Annotated in this window: 20 protein-coding genes and 1 pseudogene; 14 read left to right on the forward strand and 7 right to left on the reverse strand. The window is 43.7% G+C overall.

Features of this window, described 5'->3' with window-relative positions:
• Window positions 1–81: 81 nt before the first annotated feature.
• Window positions 82–600, reverse strand: a complete 519-nt coding sequence (gene ilvN, locus V7K50_RS21235) for an acetolactate synthase small subunit (RefSeq protein WP_292771441.1) — start codon at window positions 598–600, stop codon at window positions 82–84.
• A gap of 270 nt (window positions 601–870) precedes the next feature.
• On the opposite strand from ilvN, the gene V7K50_RS21240 reads away from it, so the two are divergent.
• Entirely contained in the window at window positions 871–1,239 is a 369-nt protein-coding gene (locus tag V7K50_RS21240; protein ID WP_334963421.1) for a BON domain-containing protein, read from the forward strand.
• A 35-nt stretch (window positions 1,240–1,274) separates the two neighbouring features.
• Here the strand turns inward: V7K50_RS21240 and V7K50_RS21245 are convergent, their stop codons facing one another.
• Both V7K50_RS21245 and bioU read right to left on the reverse strand, forming a co-directional pair.
• A complete protein-coding gene (locus tag V7K50_RS21245; protein ID WP_334963423.1) occupies window positions 1,275–2,228 on the reverse strand; it encodes an alpha/beta fold hydrolase in 954 nt (317 codons plus the stop codon).
• A 163-nt stretch (window positions 2,229–2,391) separates the two neighbouring features.
• Window positions 2,392–3,414 (reverse strand): (S)-8-amino-7-oxononanoate synthase BioU, encoded by a 1,023-nt coding sequence (gene bioU / locus V7K50_RS21250; RefSeq protein ID WP_334963424.1) that lies wholly within the window; start codon window positions 3,412–3,414, stop codon window positions 2,392–2,394.
• 990 nt (window positions 3,415–4,404) lie between these two features.
• Between bioU and V7K50_RS21255 the strand changes: the two genes are divergently transcribed.
• Together V7K50_RS21255 and V7K50_RS21260 are read left to right on the forward strand one after the other, a co-directional pair.
• Complete coding sequence (locus V7K50_RS21255; protein ID WP_334963425.1) at window positions 4,405–6,144, forward strand: diflavin flavoprotein; 1,740 nt, start codon at window positions 4,405–4,407, stop codon at window positions 6,142–6,144.
• Between the two features lie 142 nt (window positions 6,145–6,286).
• Entirely contained in the window at window positions 6,287–7,999 is a 1,713-nt protein-coding gene (locus tag V7K50_RS21260) for a diflavin flavoprotein (protein ID WP_334963427.1), read from the forward strand.
• Window positions 8,000–8,408: 409 nt separating this feature from the next.
• Here the strand turns inward: V7K50_RS21260 and recF are convergent, their stop codons facing one another.
• Window positions 8,409–9,533 (reverse strand): DNA replication/repair protein RecF, encoded by a 1,125-nt coding sequence (recF, locus tag V7K50_RS21265; protein ID WP_334963429.1) that lies wholly within the window; start codon window positions 9,531–9,533, stop codon window positions 8,409–8,411.
• Window positions 9,534–9,634: 101 nt separating this feature from the next.
• On the reverse strand, window positions 9,635–12,493 hold the full coding sequence (locus tag V7K50_RS21270; RefSeq protein WP_334963513.1) for a cation-translocating P-type ATPase: 2,859 nt from the start codon (window positions 12,491–12,493) through the stop codon (window positions 9,635–9,637).
• Between the two features lie 542 nt (window positions 12,494–13,035).
• Between V7K50_RS21270 and V7K50_RS21275 the strand changes: the two genes are divergently transcribed.
• The 4 genes and pseudogenes from V7K50_RS21275 to V7K50_RS21290 form a co-directional block, all read left to right on the forward strand.
• Window positions 13,036–14,706, forward strand: coding sequence for a transglutaminase domain-containing protein (locus tag V7K50_RS21275; RefSeq protein ID WP_334963431.1), 1,671 nt, complete (start codon window positions 13,036–13,038; stop codon window positions 14,704–14,706).
• A 145-nt stretch (window positions 14,707–14,851) separates the two neighbouring features.
• Window positions 14,852–15,043, forward strand: a complete 192-nt coding sequence (locus tag V7K50_RS21280) for a hypothetical protein (RefSeq protein WP_334963433.1) — start codon at window positions 14,852–14,854, stop codon at window positions 15,041–15,043.
• 90 nt (window positions 15,044–15,133) lie between these two features.
• A complete protein-coding gene (locus V7K50_RS21285) occupies window positions 15,134–16,255 on the forward strand; it encodes an AI-2E family transporter (protein ID WP_334963435.1) in 1,122 nt (373 codons plus the stop codon).
• 112 nt (window positions 16,256–16,367) lie between these two features.
• Window positions 16,368–16,734 (forward strand): annotated as a pseudogene (locus tag V7K50_RS21290) (hypothetical protein); the annotation flags it as partial.
• Between the two features lie 99 nt (window positions 16,735–16,833).
• On the opposite strand, the gene V7K50_RS21295 reads toward V7K50_RS21290, so the two are convergent.
• On the reverse strand, window positions 16,834–17,013 hold the full coding sequence (locus tag V7K50_RS21295; RefSeq protein WP_069071239.1) for a high light inducible protein: 180 nt from the start codon (window positions 17,011–17,013) through the stop codon (window positions 16,834–16,836).
• A gap of 460 nt (window positions 17,014–17,473) precedes the next feature.
• Between V7K50_RS21295 and V7K50_RS21300 the strand changes: the two genes are divergently transcribed.
• The 4 genes from V7K50_RS21300 (at window position 17,474) to trpD (ending at window position 20,342) form a co-directional block, all read left to right on the forward strand.
• The gene (locus V7K50_RS21300) at window positions 17,474–17,989 is read left to right on the forward strand and encodes a DUF7638 domain-containing protein (protein WP_334963437.1); all 516 of its coding nucleotides are present in this window, start codon (window positions 17,474–17,476) and stop codon (window positions 17,987–17,989) included.
• Window positions 17,977–18,117 carry a hypothetical protein gene (locus tag V7K50_RS21305; RefSeq protein ID WP_334963439.1) on the forward strand — a complete coding sequence of 47 codons (141 nt, stop codon included), beginning with the start codon at window positions 17,977–17,979 and terminating at the stop codon, window positions 18,115–18,117. The genes V7K50_RS21300 and V7K50_RS21305 overlap by 13 nt, the downstream gene beginning before the upstream one ends.
• Before the next feature lie 194 nt (window positions 18,118–18,311).
• Window positions 18,312–19,193, forward strand: a complete 882-nt coding sequence (locus V7K50_RS21310; protein ID WP_334963441.1) for a DNA adenine methylase — start codon at window positions 18,312–18,314, stop codon at window positions 19,191–19,193.
• Window positions 19,194–19,274: 81 nt separating this feature from the next.
• Window positions 19,275–20,342 carry an anthranilate phosphoribosyltransferase gene (trpD, locus tag V7K50_RS21315; protein ID WP_334963443.1) on the forward strand — a complete coding sequence of 356 codons (1,068 nt, stop codon included), beginning with the start codon at window positions 19,275–19,277 and terminating at the stop codon, window positions 20,340–20,342.
• On the opposite strand, the gene V7K50_RS21320 is transcribed toward trpD, so the two are convergent.
• Window positions 20,272–21,312: a retropepsin-like aspartic protease family protein gene (locus tag V7K50_RS21320; protein ID WP_334963446.1), complete on the reverse strand. Its 1,041-nt coding sequence runs from the start codon at window positions 21,310–21,312 to the stop codon at window positions 20,272–20,274. The two genes, trpD and V7K50_RS21320, sit on opposite strands and share 71 nt — an antisense overlap.
• A gap of 214 nt (window positions 21,313–21,526) precedes the next feature.
• Between V7K50_RS21320 and carA the strand changes: the two genes are divergently transcribed.
• The 3 genes from carA (at window position 21,527) to V7K50_RS21335 (ending at window position 24,331) form a co-directional block, all read left to right on the forward strand.
• Window positions 21,527–22,693, forward strand: a complete 1,167-nt coding sequence (gene carA / locus V7K50_RS21325; RefSeq protein ID WP_334963449.1) for a glutamine-hydrolyzing carbamoyl-phosphate synthase small subunit — start codon at window positions 21,527–21,529, stop codon at window positions 22,691–22,693.
• A 213-nt stretch (window positions 22,694–22,906) separates the two neighbouring features.
• Window positions 22,907–23,272 (forward strand): STAS domain-containing protein, encoded by a 366-nt coding sequence (locus tag V7K50_RS21330; protein ID WP_084227153.1) that lies wholly within the window; start codon window positions 22,907–22,909, stop codon window positions 23,270–23,272.
• A gap of 579 nt (window positions 23,273–23,851) precedes the next feature.
• Window positions 23,852–24,331 carry a Mini-ribonuclease 3 gene (locus tag V7K50_RS21335; RefSeq protein WP_334963451.1) on the forward strand — a complete coding sequence of 160 codons (480 nt, stop codon included), beginning with the start codon at window positions 23,852–23,854 and terminating at the stop codon, window positions 24,329–24,331.
• Window positions 24,332–24,393: the final 62 nt, after the last annotated feature.

Genomic DNA, 24,393 nt, shown 5'->3' on the forward strand with positions numbered 1-24,393 from the left:
ACAATTGCTACTATGACTTCTGCGGCGTTTGATTTATGTGCTTGCGGTTGAGTATTTCTGAGTCTTAATTTCAATTCCCAACTAAACCTTTGCTTCCAAAGATTTGAGTAACTCGGTATTCACACCCGACTCACGAGTTAGGGCAATTTTGCCAGTGCGGGCGATTTCTCTCAAACCAAATTTTTGCAGCACTTGCACGATCGCTACCATTTTACCTGGATCTCCCACAACTTCTAAGGTGAGAGAATCTTCTGCCACGTCTACGACTCGCGCCCGGAAAATCTGAGAGAGTTCGATCACTTCTGAGCGATTGCTGCTACTAGCATTCACCTTCAAAAGCATCAATTCGCGCTCGACGCAAGGGGTTTCGGTAATGTCCTGTACTTTCAGGACATTGACTAATTTGTACAGTTGCTTGGTGAGTTGCTCGATGACGCGATCGTCACCAGGTATAACCATTGTAATTCGGGAGACTCCTCCTTGTTCGGCAGGACCAACAGCAAGGCTTTCAATATTAAAGCCGCGACGCGCAAATAAACCAGAAATGCGGGAAAGAACACCCGCCTCATCTTCTACGAGAACTGAAAGGGTATGTTTCATCTTCGCCAACAGAGGCTAGAGCAGGAATTGAGTAACGCAGACACTAGCTAAGGGCTACGCTAGACGTACTACCGCACTAAAAAATCAGTGCGACCTTTTATTTTAAACTTAATGGTTGCACTCATTGCATTCTCAATAGATAATTTGTGTAGAAATCATCCTGCAAGCAAAAATTTCATCGAATGTATATCTTTTTGTTGGTAGATGCAGCTTTTGTTGCAAAGCTTTTATACTCAGATTTGTTAAGCCTCTAATCGGAGAAAAGTTTTTATGGGTTGGTTACAAAGATTATTTGGAATGGAAAAACCTGAAAATGCAGAAGTAAATCCGGCTCCACAGGCGATAGCCCAAGATTCTAGTACTGATGACGCTTCTACTGCTACGCAATCAATACCCCCAGAACGTCTGGGATTAAGCGGAGAATATGACCAAAGTGGTTTAGCAAAGCGGGTAGCATTGGCATTTGATGAAGACCCCCAACTTGATGATGTTAATACCCTTTGGGTGGCTCAAACTGGTAGCACCGTGGTATTGAAAGGTGAAGTTCCTAGTCAAGAAATACTCAATCAGATGATTTCTGTGGCGCGTTCTGTGAGTGGCACTACAGATGTTGACTCTAATCAAGCGACCATTGGCTAGGTGTGCTGACGCGATCGCACCCAAACATATAACATTTAGGGAATAACCAACGGTTGGCGATGCCTGGGTTGGGCTTCGCCTACGCCAACCCATCTCTCAATCCAATCTAAAATCGCTTGATTAACTTGTTCTGGACATTCATCATGGGGACAATGCCCCACATCTTCCAAATTCAGCAGTTCCAATTTTTCGTTGTACTGAGCAAATTGGCTAGCTAGGGCTGGGGGAACAAACCGATCTTTTTGTCCCCAAATTAAAAGCATCGGAATTGTTAAGGTTGGTAATACTGTCTTGACACTGGGACTAAAATTAATTCCGATGGCAGCTTTAAACAAAGCACTAAATGCCCTAGCAGAACCGCGATCTTGGGGAGGCCCTGCTAAAATTTCGATGAGTTCATCGGTAATTGCCTCTGGGTTAGCGTAGGCGATACTAGCCCAGCGACGCAGCACCCCAGGACGGCGCACGAAGTTAAACACAGGTTTCAGTATCAATGGCGAAGCGACAATATTTTTAATTGCTGTGACGAGTGGGCGCAGCGCAGGGGGAATTGCTTCTTGTTCTAATGACGGATCGGGTAAACTCATCATCACCATGCCCTGTACCATATCGGGGTGGGTGGCGGCGGCGGCCATGGAAATAAGTGAGCCGTTGGAATTACCTATTAATATTGCTGGTTGACGGATAAATGTTTTCCAGAAATCGTAAACCTGCTCAACCCAGAATTCGATGCTGTAATTAGCTGCGGCTTTTTCAGAAGCACCAAAACCCAACATATCTATGGCGTAAACTGTGTGATGCTCACCCAACACCTCTAAATTATGTCGCCAATGACCAATGGAAGCACCAAAGCCATGTAACAGAATTAGCGGTGTTGTCTTGTGGTGATTTTGGCTAGGGCGAATGTAAGTGTAGCGAGTTTGCCAGCCACGCCAAATCCAATCCCTTTGATTACCAACCCGTTCCTGCCAGTGTACCGTAGTGGTCACACTTACCTCCGATTTATTAGCACCGAAATACTATTATAAATAGGGGATTGGGGATTGGGGATTGGGGATTGCGAAAGAAAACTAGTCCCTAGTCCCTAGTCCCTAGTCCCTAGTCCCTAGTCCCCAGTCCCTAGTCCCCAGTCCCCAGTCCCCATTCCCCTATTTACCTAACAAATTGAGGCATAATTTCGGCAGCAGTGAATATTCCATAGATGCCGCGTTGGTGCAATTGTTTACCAGCTTTGAGATAGCCAAAGGCAGGACCGCAGACATTGGCTGCCATGCTGGTTTCATCTCCTAGAGTAAAGGTGTGGGTAGAAATCTTCCCTTCAAAGGTACGTCCTGTGACCTTCACATTGGTGCTGATGGGCTTTTTGGAATTGCGGGTATCGACTACACCACCAACTGTAACGCGATCGCGCCCCACTATCCCCGCTACTTCTAACATCACATCGTCAGCGTGTTCCATATTTGTCAAGGTAAGCACACCATTAGTTTTATCTAGTAGTGCTTCTACTTCTGCATCAGTCATCGCCCTAGCAGTTTCTACTGTGTAACCAGGTATATGGCCGATGTCCTCCCGAACGGTGGCGCGGTAAGCTTCCCAATTAGCAATTCCCACCCCAAAGGTAATTTCAACTTGATGAATTTCAGCGAAGCTTTGGGCGGCTAATGCTGCTGCGGCTGTTAACAGTCCAGGTGTAGCACCACATCCTGTCATATAGGTAATGCCGGCGGCTTGCAGTTCCTCTTTCATTGCGAGGAGTTGTTCTACAGCAGTGGTGCGTTTAATTGCATCTACTAGCACCCCACGCCAACCAGATTTGATAAACTCCTTGGCGACAGTGGGAATAAAGTCATTTGGTAGGTTGGGTAAAGCCAAAAAATACCCATCAACAGGTTGAGCTATTTCGATTAAATCTTGAATACTTTGATTTGTTAATGTCCCAACTGGCTCTAAATAACCCACTGAACCTTGGGATTGATAGGTTGCAATAGATTCTTCAGTATTTAAACCGTCAGCAGTGTAAGCGTAGCCTTTTTGATCTGCTGCTGCGACTAAAATCATTTCTTGTTTGCCAGCAACTACCTTGGCTGCTGCTTGTCCGAGTCCGCCGAAACCTAGTACTCCCACGCGTATAGCTGGGGAAATATTTAGAGAATTTTTGACTTGTTCAGAATTCATAGTCAATTTGTTAAGTTGAATCAAAAGCCTTGAGTATTCGGCATCTCAGCTTCCGGCTGGGAACTGGTGGCTGATGGCTGATAGCTCAAAGCTATGACCATCTTATACACTTTCATCAATAGAGACACAGTATTATGTCTATTTATGAAAACTTGAACACTAAATCTAAGGATATCTGAGAAAAGATTATCTAAACGAAAGCAGAGAAAAAACAGTTCTCTAGTAGTCCACCACACTAACTTTGATGGTTAAATAAGTTGTCTCGTTCCCAGTCTATGACCTACGGTGTACACACAAGTCATAGAATTGCCTAAATGCATAATTTCGCGCGCTGTACATACCCAGCCCGCCAACGGTTGTAAACCGTTGTCTAATAGCCAAAGTCATCTAAAAGATGACTAATATTGTCGGCGTGGGAGTCCATTAAAATGTACTTGTGCTGTTAGCCAGCGATTTAAATCGCTGGCGGGATATGGGTTTAACCAACTTGTGTGTACACAGTAGGCTATGACTGGGAATGCCCGTCGTTGGGGCTGCCGCCTCAAGACTTGCAGCAGAGCCGCAATTGATCTGCATTTCCAGCCTCTGGCTGGAAACAAGGTTTTAAAGGGGTTTTATCTTAAGGGACTTTCAAGAAATAAATTATTCAAGGAAACGAACCACAGAGACGCAGAGAACACAGAGAGAAGAGAAATAGAGAGGATTTTTATGAAGCGTCAAATTATGCTTTTTTTGTCACAAAATATGATCGGCATGATATTTTTGAATTAGGATAAAACTAGATAAATAGCAAAATTAAATACTCAGTAATTTTTGAGAAATAAATTAATAATTAGTATATTTTTTGAGTCATAAATTTTGCTAAAAAACAGCAATATTTGATACAAGTTAAATTTTAAAAAAACTGATATTTATTACAACTTAAACAAAAAATAATAGAGAGAATGGGGGCAGAAGAAAAACCTGTTAATTTGCGCTCGGAGACGAATAATGGTATCGATGTCTACGACCGGCAAGGCCAACGCAGAGAACGCTCAACATCGGCTAACTATACAAACTGTAGAAATTGCCCCTAACACAACGGCGATTCGCTCTCTTGATTGGGACCGCGATCGCTTCGATATCGAATTCGGACTGCAAAACGGCACAACCTATAATTCATATCTAATTAGGGGCGAACAAACAGTTTTGATTGATACTTCTCACCAGAAGTTTCGCGATCTGTATTTAGAGACTCTCAAAGGTCTTGTTAACCCCAAAACAATTGATTACATAATTGTCAGTCACACAGAGCCAGATCATAGCGGTTTAGTAGAAGATGTTCTCCAGTTAGCTCCTAGAGCTACCGTCTTAGCCTCAAAAGTTGCACTTCAGTTTTTGGAAGGCTTAGTACACGATCCATTTTCTAAGCGGGTTGTCAAAACTGGCGATCGCATCGATATTGGTAAAGGTCACGAAATGGAATTCGTGAGTGCGCCTAACCTACACTGGCCAGATACAATCTTTAGCTTTGACCGCAAAACCCAAATTCTGTACACCTGTGATGCTTTTGGGATGCACTTCTGTGACGATCGCACCTTCGACGAAGATTTAGAAGCGATCGAAGCTGACTTTAGATTTTACTACGACTGCTTGATGGGTCCTAATGCTCGTTCGCTGGTGAATGCGATGAAGCGGATGGGTGATCTCGGAAAGATTAATATTATCGCCAACGGTCACGGACCATTATTATACCACCATTTAGATGTTCTAACCGGCTGCTACGAAAACTGGAGCCAAAAACAAGCTAAAGCAGAAACAACAGTTGGCTTATTTTTTGTCTCAGAATATGGGTATGGCGAACGCCTTGGTCACGCAATTGCCGAAGGTATACTGAAAACTGGCGTTGGGGTAGAAGTACTGGATCTGAGTACTGCTGGGAGCCAAGAAATTCAAGAACTAGCCGGGAGAGCAGCTGGGATCATTATCGGTATGCCCCCCACTACCGCCGCCGCCGCCCAAGCTAGTATCAGTTCGGTGCTAGCTGTTGCCAAGAACAAGCAATTTCTTGGGCTGTTTGAATGTTACGGTGGGGATGATGAACCCATTGATACACTCCGCAGACAATTTCTTGACTCTGGCATCAAAGAAGCTTTCCCACCCATTCGGATTAAAGAAGCTCCCAGCGCATCAACATTCCAATTGTGTGAAGAAGCGGGTAAAGACATTGGACAATTGCTAGTCCGCGAACGCAACATCAAGCAAATCAAGTCCCTTGATGTCAACATGGAAAAGGCGCTGGGTCGCATTAGTAGTGGACTATATATAGTTACTACCAAAAAAGATAACGTGTCAAGTGCAATGCTGGCATCCTGGGTAACGCAAGCGAGTTTGCAACCATTAGGATTGACAATTGCCGTTGCTAAAGACCGCGCCATTGATTCCTTAATGCAAGTAGGCGATCGCTTCGTCCTCAATGTTTTGGAAGAAGGCAATTTTCAAGAACTCAAAAAGCACTTTCTCAAGCGCTTGCATCCCGGTGCTGACCGTTTTGCAGGAGTGAAAACTCAAACCGCAAAAAACGGTTCTCCGATTCTAACTGATGCTCTAGCATACATCGAATGTGAAATCCAGAGCAGCATGGAATGCAGCGATCACTGGATTTTATACTGCACCGTCCAAGAAGGTCGTGTCTCTAAAAATGACGGATTGACAGCCGTTCGCCATCGCAAAGTAGGTAATTACTACTAAGGAATTGGGTATTGGGAAAACTCTTGCCCAGTCCCCATTCCCCAATCCCCAGTCCGCATTCCCTAGTCCCCATTCCCCAGTCCCTAGTCCCCAATCCCCAATCCCCAGTCCCTAGTCTCTGTTCCCCAACTATAAAACAGCTATGACCAATTCCAAGCCACGCGACGTACAAGTTTTACCAATTGCTACAAATACTAAGGCGATCAGGGCACGTAGTTGGTCACGTCTGCGGTTTGAAATTGAATATGCACTTGAAAGAGGTACTACCTCTAATTGCTATTTAATTGAAGCTGATAAAACCGCACTTATTGATCCACCGCCAGAAAGCTTTACCGAAATTTATTTAGAGGCATTGCGGCAGACTTTAGATTTGAAAACTTTGGATTATATTATCCTGGGTCATTTTAATCCCAACCGAGTTGCAACCCTCAAAGCAATTTTAGAACTGGCACCACAGGTAACTTTTGTTTGTTCTCTTCCCGGTGCGAACAATTTGCGTGCTGCTTTTCTAGAGCAAGATTTAAATGTGCTGGTGATGCGGGGGAAAGAAACTCTGGATTTAGGCAAGGGTCATGTTTTGAAATTCTTCCCCACTCCCAGTCCACGCTGGCCGGAAGGACTTTGTACCTACGATCAGCAAACCCAAATTCTCTACACAGATAAGTTATTTGCAACTCATCTCTGTGGTGATGAAGTGTTTGATGATAACTGGGAAGCGCTCAAAGAAGACCAGCGTTACTACTTTAACTGCCTGATGGCTCCCCAAACTCCTCATGTGCAGGCAGCTTTGGAGAAAATATCAGATTTGCAGGTGAGAATGTATGCTGTGGGTCACGGGCCATTGGTACGCACTGGCTTAATTGAACTCACCAAAGCTTATGGAGAATGGAGCCGTTCTCACAACGATCGCGAGATTTCTGTTGCCCTACTTTACGCTTCAGCTTACGGGAATACGGCGACTTTAGCACACGCGATCGCTCTGGGATTAACTAAAGGTGGAGTCGCGGTTAAATCCATCAACTGCGAATTTGCTACCCCTGATGAAATTCGCATCAATCTGGCACAGTCAGAGGGTTTTATCATCGGTTCTCCTACCATCGGTGGTCATGCGCCAACCCCTATTCATACTGCTTTAGGGATTGTGTTATCAAGCGGTGACAACAGCAAACTCGCTGGGGTATTTGGTTCTTACGGCTGGAGTGGCGAAGCATTTGACTTAATCGAAGGTAAACTTCGGGATTCTGGATATCGCTTTGGCTTTGATACCTTAAAGGTGAAGTTTAAACCTGATGATGTCACTCTCAAATTTTGTGAGGAACTAGGTACAGACTTTGCCCAAACACTGAGAAAAGCTAAAAAGGTACGCGTACCCCAACAAGCCGCTACCCCTGTAGAACAAGCTGTTGGTCGGATCGTTGGTTCCGTCTGTGTGGTGACAGCTAAACTTGGAGAAGTTTCTACCGCAATGTTAGGCGCTTGGGTTTCTCAAGCCACCTTCAACCCACCCGGAATAACTGTGGCGATCGCCAAAGAGCGAGCGATCGAATCTTTGATGTATCCAGGCGGTAAGTTTGCCTTAAATATTCTACCTGAAGGCAATCATCAAGATTACATGAAGCATTTCCGTAAATCTTTCGCACCTGGGGAAGATCGATTTGCCAACTTTAGTACAGCAGTTGCAGATAACGGCTGTACCGTCCTCACTGACGCGCTAGCATATTTGGAATGCTCAGTCAGTCAACGTCTGGAATGTGGCGATCATTGGGTTGTCTATGCAACTGTAGACGAAGGTAAATTACTCAAACCTGATGCAGTTACCGCCATCAACCATCGGAAAACGGGCACTCATTATTAGACATCAAACTTACCCATGAAGTAGGGGCAATTCATGAATTGCCCCTACAGGAAATGAAGGCTTTCACATTAGGTAGGGACTGACAAGAAATAAATTATCCATTTTGTGGGGTGGGCAACATGAGCGCCCTAAATCTGGAAAGGGTGGGGACACCCATCCCACAAAAAATTTGGGATGTTTTTTTATTTGTCAGTCCCTTACAAAGATGATCTACGTCAGTTGCAAACTCCGTTTGTCGATTTAGTATAAAGTAGAGTTTAAGCAGGGGAAGCGTTAGTTTTATTAAATATGAAAGCAGGCGATCGCTCTTTACTAGAAGTAGACTTTCTGCTTCAAATATTTACATCTGGGAATAATGTCACCAATCAAAAAAAATCATTACCAGAGATAGCGAAAGTCCCCATAACTATTATAACTGTCCGATTATTTGTCCTGCTTTGACAAAAAGAATTTGGGAGGACTTCAACCACTGGGAATCAAAAGACCCCAGATGAGTGGTAGTAATCAGGGTCTGAAAGCGGTCTTGAATAGCATCAAGCAATTGATTTTGGCGGGATAAATCTAGTTCGGCAAGAACATCATCAAGTAATAGTAATGGTGGCTCTTTGACGACTTCTTCAATTAATTGTAATTCAGCTAATTTTAAAGCTAGAACCAGCGTTCGTTGTTGACCTTGAGAACCGTATTGACGAGCGGGTGTCTGGTTAATGGTTAATTCTATTTCGTCTCGATGGGGTCCGACAAGGGTAGTGCCTTGGTGCATTTCAGCAACGGCTCGCTGCTGAATTTTTGCTAAAAAAGCTTGTTGCACTTCTTCTGGATGGTTATCCTCTAAAGGAATATTCGGGACATACTTGATTTGCAGAATTTCAGTACTTCCACTGATACTGGCGTGCCAAGCAGTAGCAATGGGAGCTAATCTTTGGATGGCGCGATCGCGTCGTCTAATTACTCTGGTTCCGGTGGTAGCTAATTGTGCATCCCACACCGCCAGTTCTGAGTGTAAAGACTTTGGATGCAACGTCTCTATATGGCGTTTTAAAAAGGCATTGCGCTGGCGTAATACATGGTTATACTGCTGCAAAATGTGAGCATAAACTGGTTCAAGTTGAATTAAGAGTGTATCTAACCAGTTGCGGCGGCCTTCGGGGCCGCCGCGTACTAGTTCTAAATCCAAGCTCGAAAATTGGACTGCATTGAGAACGCCGAGAAAATCCATTTGACGGCGGATCAATTCACCATTGAGAGCAACGCTACGGCGACCATTGCGGCGGAGTGTTAAGGTCAGGTCACTAACACCTGTTTGTCGCTCAAGGGTGGCATTAATTTGGGCTATGGCTGACTCTTCTTGAACCAAATCGCGATCGCGGGTCATTCGGTGCGATCGCAATGTCGCCAGCAACTCCACCGCCTCCAACAAATTCGACTTTCCCTGAGCGTTATTTCCTACCAAAATTGTTTTAGCAGCAGTAAACTCAACCTTTTGGTCTTGATAATTGCGAAATTGTCGGAGGTTTAGAGTTTTCAGGTACATGGCGAAAAGTGAGGAGTAGTTAGGAGTTAGGAGTTAGGAGTTAGGAATTGAAAATTTATATCTTATAACTCATAACTCTTAACTCATAACTCCTAACTTTTTCAAACGGCCTTCTTGCCCATAATCCGCAAAAATATCTTCTCCGCTTCAATCCACACAAACATTAAGGCACTGAAGCCAATACAAACCCCCAATTCTTGCATATTTAGGTAGTGAGTACCAAAGAAATCTCGCAGGGGTGGGACATAAACTAGCATCAACTGCAAAATCGTGGTGACGACAACAGCCGCTAGGACAAAAATATTGGAGAAGGGATTCATCTCAATAGTCAGTCGGTTGTTGGAACGAATGGCGATCGCATGTCCCATTTGGGCGATACACAGGGTAGTAAATACCATTGTCTTCCAAGCTTCGGGATTGCCCTGATACCCTTCTGCATGGGTATGTTTATAAGCCCACAACATTAAGGTAATGGTGAGAATGGCAAATATTATCCCGATGCGAATCATATAAGAACCTAATCCTCTAGCGAAAATACTTTCGCGGGGACTAAAAGGCGGACGTTGCATGACATCGGGTTCTGGAGGTTCCACAGCTAATGCCAAAGCTGGTAAACCATCTGTCACCAAGTTCATCCACAAAATTTGTAAGGGGGTAAGGGGAACGCCTCCTAAACCAATTAAGGGTGCGGCGGCAATTGTGAGAACTTCACCAATGTTACTGCCGAGGATGTATTTAATGAAGCGGCGGATGTTGGTATAAACAACTCTACCTTCTTTGGTGGCGCTGACTATGGTGGCGAAGTTGTCATCAAGTAACACCATGTCACTGGCTTCTTTACTGACATCGGTGCCAGTAATGCCCATTGCAATACCGATGTCGGCTTGTTTGAGGGCTGGGGCATCGTTAACGCCATCGCCTGTCATGGCGACAAATCGACCCCGGCGTTGCAGTGCTTGGACAATTCGTAGTTTGTGTTCTGGGGAAACTCTGGCATAAATGCTCACTAGGTCAACATTTTGCTCTAATTCCTGATCAGTCATCCGTTGCAATTCTTGACCTGTGAGGACGCGATCGCCTTCTTGGGCAATTCCTAAATCAGTGGCGATCGCTCGTGCTGTTAGTTGGTGGTCGCCAGTAATCATGACTGGGCGAATTCCTGCTTCTCGACACTCTTGCACAGCTGCCCTAACCTCTGGGCGGGGCGCATCCAGCATTCCCACCAATCCCAGCCATACCAAATCTTGCTCAGATGCCTCGTCTGAACCTTCTGGTGGAATTTCCGTAAGAGGTTTGTAGGCAAAACCTAGCACCCGTAAACCTTTACTCGCCATCAGGTCATTTTCTGCCAAAATTTTCTGGCGTTGTTCTTCGGTCAAAGTCCCTGTGTCATCACCCAAATGAATTTGAGTGGAACGTCCCAAGGTTAACTCTGGAGAACCTTTGGTAAACATTAAGTAAGGTTCAGATTGGACAAAACCGGCGATGGCTGGATCAACACCTCTGGAAGACGCTTCACCTGTGGCGACACCCTCCACCTGAGTAATTACGCTCATCCGCTTCCGTTCCGAGGAAAAGGGAAACTCCGCAACGCGAGGTAACTTACTGTTCCACTGGTCTTTTTCGATTCCGGCTTTTCCCGCCAGTGTTAACAATGCCCCTTCTGTGGGATCTCCCAAAATTGCCCATTCACCTTGTTCTTTTTGCAACACCGAATCATTACAAATAGCACAAGCGACGGACAACGCCGAGATTTCTGGAGATTCCTCTAGGGAAATTTTTTGACCATTTAATTGAAAGTCCCCTGTGGGAACATAACCTTCGCCGGCGACGCGAAAAGTTTTATTATTAGTGAAAACCGATTGCACCACCATTTTATTTTGAGTCAGGGTGCCGGTTTTATCAGAACAGATAGTGGTTACAGAACCCAAGGTTTCCACTGCTGGCAATTTGCGAATCAAGGCATTTTGGCGCACCATTCGCTGGGTTCCCAGTGCCAAGGTGACGGTAATTACAGCCGGTAAACCTTCTGGCACCACAGCAACCGCCATACTCAAGGAAACTTCCAAGAGTTCTTGGATATTTTTAAAACCTCCGTCCTTAATCACACCACCGACAACAACGATGGCCACCAGAATCAAAGAACCCGTAACCAAGACATTACCCAGTTGAGTCATTCGCTGCTGTAAAGGCGTAGGTTCACTTTCTACCGCCTGTAACATCGCCGCAATTTTACCCAATTCTGTAGTCATGCCGGTGTTAGTCACCAGAACCTTCGCCCGTCCTTGGACTACTTCGGTTCCTTGAAAGACGACATTTAGGCGATCGCCTAAATCTGTTTCTTCTGCCAATTTTAGCGTTGCCTGTTTGTTGACAGATTGGGCTTCACCAGTTAGTGCCGACTCACGCACTTGTAAATTAGACTGCTCGATCAAGCGTCCATCTGCGGCGATCTGCATCCCAGCTTCCAGCAGCATTACATCCCCTGGAACTAGTTCCTTGGCTGCTATCTCCACCTGTCTACCCTCGCGGATCACCCGCACTAAGGGAGAGGTCATTTTTTTCAGGGCTGCCAAGGCTTTTTCGGCACGGCTTTCTTGGACGTAGCCCAGTATGCCATTGAGGATGACAATTGCTAAGATAGCGATCGTATCTTTAAATGGCACTTCACCAGGCTTTAATCTGCCCTCGCGCAAAGCCATCAGGTCTAAAAACCCAGAAATGAGAGCTACGCCAATCAGCATCAACAACATAATGTTCTTGAACTGATCTAGCAGAATTTCCCAAGCACTACGGCCAGCAGTTTCTTCCAGCTCATTAGGGCCGTATTTTTGCAATCTCTGTTCAATTTCTTGGGGTGTTAAGCCTCTGTCTGCGTTACTATCGAGCAGGTCTAGGGCTTTATCAACTTCTAAACTATGCCAAATGACGGCACCTTCAGGCAGAGAATTAGCAGACATCGTGTAGGTCACAGGAAATGGTTACAAAGTTCGATCATAATTTAGTCATGGCAGGAATTCCATCTTCTAAAGTTACATTAAGGCGATCGCCCAGTCGGATCAGTGTAAATGTTATTCTTAACAATTGTAAATTCCTCCGGTTTTGACATAGTATTATTTCTCACGAAAGAGTTTTTTGGAACACATTCTACCGATAATTGTCATTACCCCGCTATAAATATGGCAATTCCATATCAAGCAGTTGGCGTGACCGAAGAAAGGCAGAGGGCAGGAGGCAGGAGGAAGAAAATATATTTTTGCCCTCTGCCAAACGGGTTTAGAGCAAGTAAATTTATTTATGAATAAAGGTAAAAAAATGTATTTTGAGACGCGCAGCGCCAAAAATACAGCGTCCATCATAAATCCCCTAAATTTATTTATGGGGATTACCTCCTGCCTCCTGCCTTCCTCCTCCTGCCTCCTTAAGGCGGTTAAAATCGCTGGAGTCATGTTTCACTCCCCTACCTAAAAATCAGGGGTTTTTACACTTCCCACAAGGTTTTATGAGTTTTGCACTCCCCACTTTGACCGTTAGCCAGATGTTTGGGCAAAAAACAATTCGACCGCTTACTGCTGCTGCCCTGTGTGGCATTACTTTCATTAAAGATAGACTGATTGCCATTGACAGTATTAAAGGGCATCTACTGGAGATTGATCCCACCTCTGACAACAGCAAAATTCTCAATCCTCATCAAGTTAAAGAATTTACCGATGTCACAGGTCTAGCGGCGTGGTCAGATACGCTATGGGTGAGCCGAGAAAATAGTGTTTACTTGTGCAAGCTCAATGCTTTCGGTCTAGAACATTTTGTAACATTGCCTTATCCGGCTGATGGCGTTGCTGTTTGGGAAACAACAGTTTATGTCAGTTGTCAAAGGCTAGGCTACATTCTAGTTTTTGACCGCGAAACCCGAAAAGAAATTACCAGATTTTATGCCCCTGGAGTTGGGGTCGAAAATTTGGCAGTTACTCAAGAAATGCTGTGGATTTGCGATCGCACCGAACAATCAGTTTACGCGATGGATCGGGCTACGGGTGAGCTTCAATTTAGTGTCCTGACACCCTTTGAATGTCCCACAGGCATAGCAATACATAAAAACGGCGAAACAGGCAAAGAAAGTATTTATGTCGCCTACGCATCAGAAGAAGCTTATATCAGGGACAACCCCAACGCCGATCCAAGTCATGAGTTAACATTCCGCGATCGCACTTTTATTCATCCTCTGTATTATCATTACGATCCAGATAAGCATTACGCCCTCTCTAACGGCTATCTGATTGAAATGTCTTATGCTGAGGAAATTGCACCCTTAGACGAGGTTTATTTACCTGATGTAGAATGGCGCATCGCCCTACCATCTGAAACTGAGCGTCAAAAGGTGAAACACGTTGAACCCATTGGTATACCCTTTATTGAAGAAGTGATCGAGGGACAACGTGTAGCAGTATTTAAATTTGATTCTCTTGCCCCAGGTGAACGGCATATATTTGGCTGGAAAGCACTTTTGGAAGTTCGAGGCATTAAGCATCGCATCACACCCAGAAATGTGGAAGACGTTCCTGAACTGTCCCCAGAATTACAAACACGCTACCTAGTCGATGACGACGACTTAGCAATGGATACTACCATTGTTCGCCATGCCGCTAGAGAAGCCATTGGTTCTGAAACCAATGTGCTGCGAAAAATGCACAGCATCCGCAACTACGTTTACGATCAGTTATCCTACGGTATTAAACCTTACATTGATACGCCAGACATAGTTTTAGAACGGGGCGTTGGTTCCTGTGGCGAATATGTTGGCGTTTTACTTGCCTTATCCCGTTTAAATGGTATCCCGTGCCGCACCGTAGGTAGGTATAAATGTCCTCCCCATAGTGACTTTTTAGGAGTGCCGCTACAACCCGACTTTAATCATGTTTGGCTGGAGTTCTACATCCCAAATTTTGGCTGGTTGCCAATGGAATCAAATCCTGACGATGTGGATGAAGGTGGTCCTTATCCCACGCGCTTTTTTATGGGCTTATGCTGGTATCACATTGAAATTGGCAAAGGGATCACCTTTGAAACTGTGACAAGTCAAGGTGCGCGGCTAACCAAAGAAGATATCCCTATCGGTGATTTGGCAATAAATCATATTCGCTTCACAATTCTTAAAGAATTACCACCTTTTTGAATTAGGGCATTGCAGAAAGTGAGTAGTGGCAAGGCTAAATTGATGCAATAGAAAAATAAGGATTGTATCTCTAGGTTTATTGTAAAAACTAGGGGGTACAGCCCAAATTCATGTATATCCTCAAAAATTTATCTGCCGTACTTTTATGGAAAATCAACTAGGATTGGTTCTGAAACTGCTTTTACTCTCGGCTTTGTTATCGCTATTAATTAAGTATGCGGCGCCAAGTCTATCAATTCCGGCGACAGCAACCAACGCGATGATTATAGTATTGTTGCCGATTGTGATTATAGCGATCGCGCTATTGTGGCGATTCCAAACACAGAAACAAAATTAACTCAAACCATAGACGCACAAGTGACTAAAATCAGTTAATCTAGCTGAATTACCAAAAAATTGCATCTCGCCAACGGTTGGGAGTCAGCCTGTGAACCTCGGTCAATGGATCGGCTTAATCGCCATAGTTCTTTCTTTATACATCCTGTGGCAAATTCGGGAAGTGCTTTTGCTAATGTTTGCCGCAGTTGTGTTAGCCACCACCTTAAATCGGCTAGCGAAACGCTTCCAAAGCTTTGGAATGAAGCGTGGATTCGCCGTCCTCCTAGCAGTAGCGATCTTTTTTGCAGGTGTCGCGGGTTTTTTCTGGCTAATTGTGCCGCCATTTGCACAGCAGTTTCAAGAACTAACCAATCAGGTTCCCAAAGGGTTTGAGCGCTTTAATGGTTGGCTTGATGCCCTGAGAACTAATATTCCTGACCAGTTAGTTCCTTACATCCCAGATATCAATAGCCTCATCCAACAAATACAGCCCTTCGCCAATCGGCTACTGGGAAACTCCTTTGCCTTTGTATCTGGCTCTTTAGAAGTCGTCCTCAAGATTTTGCTAGTGTTGGTTTTAACAGGAATGATGTTAGCCGACCCCCTAGCTTACCGCAAAGTATTTATACGACTTTTCCCCTCATTTTATCGGCGGCGGGTAGATGGGATTTTAAATAAATGTGAAGTCTCTTTGGAGGGATGGATTACAGGCGCTTTCATTGCCATCTGTGTAGTGGGGGTGATGAGTCTGATTGGCTTATCAATTTTGCATGTCAAGGCAGCACTAGCTTTAGCAGTTTTAGCGGGATTTTTTAACTTGATTCCCAATCTGGGGCCAACGATGAGCGTCATACCAGCAATGGCCATCGCCTTCTTGGATGAACCTTGGAAAGCGATCGCTGTCTTGATTCTCTACTTTATCATTCAACAGGTAGAGAGTAATTTCATCACGCCCGTTGTCATGGCGCATCAAGTCTCATTGCTACCCGCCATCACCTTAATCGCCCAGCTATTTTTCGTCACTTTCTTTGGCTTTTTAGGATTATTTCTAGCGCTACCCTTAACTGTTGTCGCCAAAATTTGGTTGCAAGAGGTGTTAATTAAAGATGTTTTGGATAAATGGGGAAATGATCATACACAAGAGACAGAGTTTGTGATAGTTTCTGAATCTCCGACAACAGACATTAATGAGAAGACATCGATTGATGATGATATCTTGAAACAAGAGTAAGCAAGTTTGTAGTAAGGACTTCAGTCCTTTTTTTTAGCACTAAAGCTCTTACTAAAAATCCCAAAAACTCGCCTTATAAAGGAGAGTATCCCACTTTTTATTTAGCGAGCATTTAGATCATGCTTTAAAGAGCGTTTTTAGCTTCGATGTTATCTCTTTACACTCCAAACCAGAACAGCACGAGCAATATATTGAGGCTTTAAGCGATCGCTTCCAACGCACCCAAAAAGCAGAGAAAAATACTGATCCTCTATCAATTCTGCGTGCCTGGATTGATATGTACAAAGCGATACATTCACTAGTACTAGTACCACCAGCAGAACGCTATTCTTGGTGGGGAAAGCTACAATCACGAATCACGGCGAATCTTGAAGAAAGTGATCGAACAAGCGAATAATGCAGGTAATGAAGTGAGAATTCGCCAATTATCGGGACTTTATGCAGATATCTGTGCTTTATCTAAAGATGACTTACAATTGCTGGTAAGTTTTCTAATTCTTGAGATTACGAGGCAAGGTAGATGATTTTGCCAATCCCCACCTTGCCTCATAATCTAATGAAGATAAAAACCTTTAAATTTAGAGAATGCCCCAGAAGTGTAAAATCCCTTGACCGGAAAATACTTCAAGTGCAACAGCAGATAAAAAACCAATCATTGCAAAACGACCGTTCCAGTTTTCGCTCTGAGGAGTGAAGCCCCAGCGCAAAGCATTAGGATCTTCTGAAACTGAAGGCGTAGTCTTCTTAACGTCTGCCATAAATAATACTCCGAGCTTTTATGTTGTAACAGTTATAACTGCCTGTAAAGTAATGTAACAGATTTTTACGAAATTGCAACATAAACCCAAGATAAAATTTAGTTCGTGAGTATATATTACGGATACGTAGTTTTATCTTAGCAGGTTTGCGATCGCTTATGTACAGTGATTTTTTATTTGTCGCTGTACATCATGGCAAGTAGACACTAAAAGAGCAACAAATTGGAAAAAATTATGAATTCACTGAAGAATGAGGATTACAGACAGCGTGATTGATAAGCATTATTAAACGATGTGGAGTTCCAGTGTACTCTTCACGGGAAATAAAGGTTTGGGGCAGTTACGCTATCAAATTTACAAGAGATCATCTATTAGAACTTATAGTTGGTATTGGCCAAGATACGTGTAATCTTCGGTAAGATAATCTGAAAACTCTTCCTATATGTAGGTTTCTGTTATTATGTCCTTCTTCAACACGACCTATCGCATAGTTGATGGCGTAACTATTCCTGGCGTATTTCTGCAAGCCTTTATCAATAATGGAGACCACTATTTTGTCACCGAAATTAAGGTCTACAAAGACGGCACAATTGATTGCTGGGGGATAGTTGACTTTGATGGTTTTAAAGAAAAGGTGAGCAAAGGTTGGGTTAGAACTCATCTGCCTGAAGGAGCAAGAGTCTCAATGATGGTGTCTGGTCTTAATTTCACTGTCCATCAAGTGAAATCAAGAGTTGAGGAGCAGGAGTTTGTTAAAGAAATTGAAGATGAGATCCGACGACTTAATGGGCAGCTAACAAAAGGAGAGATTTGCCGACAGGCATTAACACAATACAAGCATGAGCCAAACGAGGCAAATAAAGAGTATTTGCGCCAAGCCTATGATGCTGTTCCTAAACACTGTCGTATGTATTTAGGTGATATGGACGACAAAGATTCGGAATATCGCTCAATTCTGAATAGATGGAGCGACTAGAAGGAACCAATATCGGCACAATATTTCGTTTGAACGGCGGGACAGGGATGATCGGACAAGCCTTACAAATTAATCCAAAACTTGTCCAGATGTACAGTGACAAATTAAATAGCGTTGAGACAAATTGATGTCATCAAACTAAGCCTTACCCGCTTTAGGCTTGCAACAATTTGTGTTGATATAGCCGAAAATTTTTCTGTGCTGCTTCTCAGCTTAAAGCTAGAGAGTTCAAGCTTCATACCCTCGATGATATTAGTTTGGCACAGCGCCAAATAAAAAGTCACTGTACAATATTTGAATAATTAAATATTACATTACTTTTATGCTCAAAAGTCCTCTCCGATATCCTGGTGGTAAGTCAAAAGCTATAAATCAAATATCTGAATATTTACCAGAAAGCTTTTCTGAATTTCGAGAACCTTTTTTGGGTGGTGGTTCCGTATTCATTTATTTAAAACAAAAGTTTCCTGATATCAAAATTTGGATTAACGATTTAAACAGCGAACTATTCTTATTTTGGAAAGTTGCCCAATCTGATCTAGCTCAGTTAGTTAAAGAGATTCGGCATATTAAAGTCAAATATACAGATGGCAAATTACTATTTACAGAATTGACCAGTGTAGATGTCAATAAATTATCTGATTTAGAAAGAGCAGCCCGCTTTTTCGTTCTCAATAGAATTACTTTTTCTGGAACTGTAGAATCAGGTGGCTTTTCCCCAGAAGCTTTTCATAAAAGATTTACTGATTCTTCAATAGAACGACTTGAAAAGTTAGAAAATATTTTATCAGAAAATGTGCAAATTACTAATTTTGATTACAGCCACCTATTAAAATCAGAAGGGGAAGATGTATTTATATTTTTAGATCCACCATATTTTAGTGCTACAAAATCAAAGCTATATGGTAAAAGGGGTGACTTGCACACCTCATTTGAACATCAGAGATTTGCTGAACTTTTGCAAGAATGTCATCATCGCTGGCTAATTACCTACGACAACTCACCGCAAATTCTAGAAAATTTTCAATGGGCTAATATTTCCGAGTGGGAATTACAGTATGGGATGAATAACTATAAACAAAGTAGTGCTGCTAAGGGAAAAGAGTTATTCATTACTAATTACGAAGTTAAACTTTATTTGGAAAATAAAGCACCAAATCAAAACCTTGCTAATCCAGCTTTGCAATTAAGCCTTGAGATTTAAATCTAACTTTGATAGCTTCCAATTTTCCGGTAGGATAAATCCCATAGCTCTCAATATAGCTACAACATATAAACCTTATCTATGACAACTTCCCCAATCCCTGCTCAAGAATTCTCTGCTAGCTGGTATATCCTGCTGCAACAATTAATAGATGGACAATCATTATCTCGTACTCAATCTGCTGAATTGATGCAAGGTTGGCTCAGTGAAGCGGTTCCCCCAGAGTTATCGGGAGCAATTTTAACAGCGTTGAACTTTAGAGGCATTTCTGCCGACGAGTTAACCGGCATGGCTGAAGTATTACAATCTCAATGTTTCCCACTCAGCACTCAGCATTCACCACTCAGCACTGTAATTGATACCTGTGGTACTGGTGGAGATGGGTCATCAACTTTTAATATTTCTACAGCCGTTGCATTTGTCGCCGCCGCATCTGGTATACCTGTCGCCAAACACGGCAATCGTTCAGCTTCAAGTCTCACAGGAAGTGCAGATGTATTGGAAGCCTTGGGTGTAAACTTAAGTGCTTCTAGCGAAAAAGTGCAAGCAGCACTACAAGAAGTGGGGATCACCTTCTTGTTTGCCCCTGGTTGGCATCCAGCACTTAAGGCGGTTGCGTCATTACGACGGACTTTGAAAGTGCGAACAATTTTTAATTTGCTTGGGCCCTTAGTAAATCCTTTGCGTCCTACTGGGCAAGTAGTGGGCTTATTCACTCCCAAACTTTTGGCAACAGTTGCCGAAGCTTTACAAAATTTGGGTAAGGAAAAGGCGATTGTGCTGCACGGACGAGAAAAACTTGATGAGGCTGGGTTAGGAGATGAAACTGATTTGGCGGTGTTATCAGACGGAGAAGTGCAGTTAACCACCATTAATCCCCTAGATTTAGACTTAACGCCTGCTAGCATAGGTATGCTTCGGGGTGGCGATGTCCAAGAGAATGCGGAGATTCTTAAGGCAGTACTCCAAGGTAAGGGAACTCAGGCGCAACAGGACGCAGTTGCCTTAAATGCTTCGCTGGCGCTGCAAGTCGGGGGGGCGATCGCACTCCTCGATCACGCCAAGGGTATTAAAATCGCTAAGGATATCCTACAGAGTGGAGCGGCTTGGACGAAATTGGAGCAGTTAGTTGAGTTTCTGGGGAATTAATTTGCGATCGCAATTGCGGACGAAATTCGATCACATTACGTTTGATGGTGACATCGTAGTTACCAAAAAAGTCATGTCCTAAAAGTCCAGTTTCTAGTTCCGCCCCGGCGATCGCTACTGGTATTTTATTCACTATTACCCCGCCAACTGCCATCGAATTAACATAGCCCACAGGAAATTCTACAGCCCTGGAACTCGCAGTGTTTGCCTTAGCTTTCCCCACTGTGACGATTCCCAAAGCATCGGCCATCTGTTGGGTAATTACAGTCCCACTGGCTCCCGTATCCACAATCATCTCAAATTGTTGCTGTCCATTGAAGGTGACTTCCACAATTGGCGTACCACCAATTCGCCTTTTAATCGGGGCTGTAAATACTGCCTGATCTGGAATCACCACTGCTGATGAGGGCAAATCTGGCTCTGGTGATGACGGTTTTGTTTCTTGTGGAGGTAAAGTAAACTTTGGTGTGCTTTCTCTCTGGGGAACAACTACTACTATTTTATGAGGTTCTCTAACTGCAACAGGACGAGGATTAGCTTGCAGTCGGGCATATTTAACTTGGCGGCGATATTCAGTGATTTTAGTTTGAGCGATCGCAAATTCTGGGCTTTGTCTCCGCACTCTTCGCATCAGCGCGATCGCCTCCTGGTACTGACTCGCCACCAAATTCCAGTCATCTGGAGATTGAGCCGATTGGCTGATACTCCAAGCGCCAACAGCTTTGTCTCGCCCCATTTCAAAAAGACTTGGTTCACTTTCAGACGGATCTAGCGACGGCACTTCTGGAGTAGGTGTTGGTGTTACTGGTTCCACAGTCGGCTGGATTGATGCCAGATCCCCAATTGGCCTGGGTTGCTCATTGCCACCAGTCGCAGTGTTTTGTTTGTCTTCACTACAGGCAACACACAAAACCGCTAGAGCGCTTGATACAAAAATTAGGGTTGCACGGGATAAAAAAGACTGAAGCATAATTAATATTAACTGCCCTAGCTTTGCCAAATCCACTCCCGCTACTTTAATTCCCTTTTAATTTTAATTAACTATCTTAAAAACTCCCAATTGCTCAACTCATGGGATAATTAACAATCGCAGTATTGGGGACTGGAAAATAGGGAATGGGGAACAGTTTTCCCAATGCCCCATGCCCCATGCCCCATGCCCCATGCCCACTCCCCAATCTACTATGCCCCTGACTGACGCAGCAATACCAGCTTTACTTGTCCTAGCAGATGGAACCACTTATCGCGGTTGGTCTTTCGGTGCTACGGGAACCGCGATCGGAGAAGTGGTGTTTAACACTGGCATGACCGGCTATCAAGAAGTCCTGACTGACCCTAGTTACTCCGGTCAGATAGTGATTTTTACTTATCCTGAATTGGGGAACACTGGTGTCAATCCTGAAGATGAAGAATCAGATGGTCCCCAAGTGCGGGGTGCGATCGCCCGGAATATTTGTCACCGTCCAAGTAACTGGCGATCGACACAATCTTTACCAGATTACCTCAAACAAAACCAAGTACCAGGGATCTATGGCATTGATACCCGCGCCCTCACCCGCAAAATTCGGATGTTTGGAGCCATGAACGGTGGCATTTCTACAAGCATTCTTGATGAAGCGGAATTGCTAGAGCAGGTACTAGCGGCTCCCAATATGGCAGGATTGAATCTGGTTCGGGAAGTCACCACCCCAACGGCTTATGAATGGGCAGATCCCACAATTCCAGCTTGGGAATTCAACTCTGAGGCTATGGAAAATCTTGGGGAACCCTTTACCGTTGTTGCCCTTGACTTTGGCGTTAAACGTAATATCTTGCGTCGCTTAGTAAGTTACGGTTGTCGGGTGATTGTTGTACCTGCTGATACGCCACCAGAGGAAATTCTCAACTACAATCCAGATGGTGTATTTCTTTCTAACGGTCCTGGCGACCCTGCTGCCGTCACCGAAGGGATTGCAACTGCCAAAGCACTCCTGTTAAGTCAAAAACCCATCTTTGGTATTTGTATGGGACACCAAATTTTAGGGCATGCACTAGGGGCAGAAACCTATAAACTTAAATTTGGTCATCGTGGTTTAAATCAGCCTGCCGGTTTACAACAACGGGTAGAAATTACTAGTCAAAACCATAGTTTTGCTATTAATCCAGATTCATTACCTACGGCAGTTGTGGAAATCAGCCATCTAAACTTAAACGATCGCACCATTGCCGGGGTACGTCACAAATCTCTACCTGTATTCTCTGTGCAGTATCACCCAGAAGCCAGTCCTGGACCCCACGATGCTGATTACTTATTTGAGCAATTTGTTCAATCCATGCGAACAGCACGTCAATCCGTGGCAGAGGTGAGGTAAAAATAGGGCATGGGGACTAGGGACTGGGGACTAGGGACTAGGGACTAGGAAATAAGATTAAGAATACTATTTTCCAATCCTCAGTACCCAATCCTCAGTACCCAATCCCCAATCCCCAATCCCCAATCCCCAATCCCCTATTCCAACAGATTGTAGACAATTTGCTCAAAAACCATCTATACTTGAGCGTTCACTTTAACTCATGAGGAGGGAATTATTGCTGAGCCACTAAATCTAACCGTTAGCCTGAGGGGCACTCGTGAAGTCCGGGATAACTGTCAGCTATTCCGCCTCACAGGTTTGTTAGATGCTTTTTCTGAGCCGACATTTCGCAAGACACTTGGCAGCAAGATTGACGAAGGTCCTAAGCACATTATTTTGGATCTCTCACAAATTGACTTTGTTGATAGCTCTGGCTTGGGCGCTCTGGTGCAGCTAGCCAAGCAGGCTCAAACTGCTGATGGCACTTTGCAAATCGTCACCAATGCCCGCGTAACTCAAACGGTCAAGCTTGTTCGCCTAGAGAAGTTTCTCTCCCTGCAAAAATCAGTTGAAGACGCTCTAGAAAACGTCAAGTAGTCTTGATTGCTCGACCTGAGAGTTAAATTTAGCTATCCAGATTCAACATCGGATAGCTTAATTTTTAAAACTTCTGGCAGAAAACCTCTCTCCTTGTGGGAGAGGCATAAAACCAGTTGAGCTATTATGTTTAAGGTTGAGCAATAACTAAAGATATAGACAGCCAGTTATTGGGTATGTAATTGTTGGCTAGAATATCCGATAAATAATCAAGTCTGAGAAATTTGTAAGAAATACAAAGCCAGCAAATTTGTCTATAGGTAAAATTGACTTAATACTGTATAGTTAAAGATTGTCCCTTACTAAGTAAGTATGACAATTCAATGAAGTCAAAGGGTGAATTTTATGTTCAGATTTTACCCTATCTTAGGCACAGACCACAAGAAGTAGCCGAAATTTGGTTTATAGGCGTTTACATCAGGGTGATTTTAAATGCCAACTCTCAATCAACAAGATGAAATTAGGAAGTAATTCTGATAGTATTGATTATGCTAAGTATACTATCATGGCGTACTTCAGAAAAATCAGTCTTTGTGAACAATGCCTGCCAAATAGAGCCAGTGAAGGAATGATTTATTTGTGAAGTCAAAGGAGGAAGAGCTATTAGATGCACAAGATGAAACTCGCAAACAGAGTTTATCTTGGAATCAAGCACTCTTGGCAACCACGGCGCCATTCCAAGAGATTTCCCGATCACAAGTGCAACAAATTTCTCCTACGGCTCTAGCATATTTAGGGGATGCAATTTATGAATTATATGTTAGAATTTTCTATCTGCTGCCATTGCAGCGCTCAGGAATTTACCATAGTCTGGTAGTGGAGCAGGTAAGAGCCGAAACACAAGCGCTACATTTGCGATCGCTGATTCCTCATCTCAGGGATACCGAATTAGAAATTGTCCGACGGGGTAGAAACGCCGCAACAGGACGCCCTAAGCGACTTAATCCCGAAATTTATCAACAGGCAACTAGTCTAGAAACCTTAATTGGCTACTTATATCTCACTGATTACCAGCGTCTAACCGAACTATTGCAAGTACTTCATATAGAAAAAGAGTGAAAACTCAATTTCACAGTTGCCGCAACACTAGATTAGGTTCAACAAATTGAGGTAGTCGGGAT

The sequence above is a fragment of the Nostoc sp. genome, assembly GCF_036917135.1.
Lineage (GTDB): Bacteria > Cyanobacteriota > Cyanobacteriia > Cyanobacteriales > Nostocaceae > Nostoc.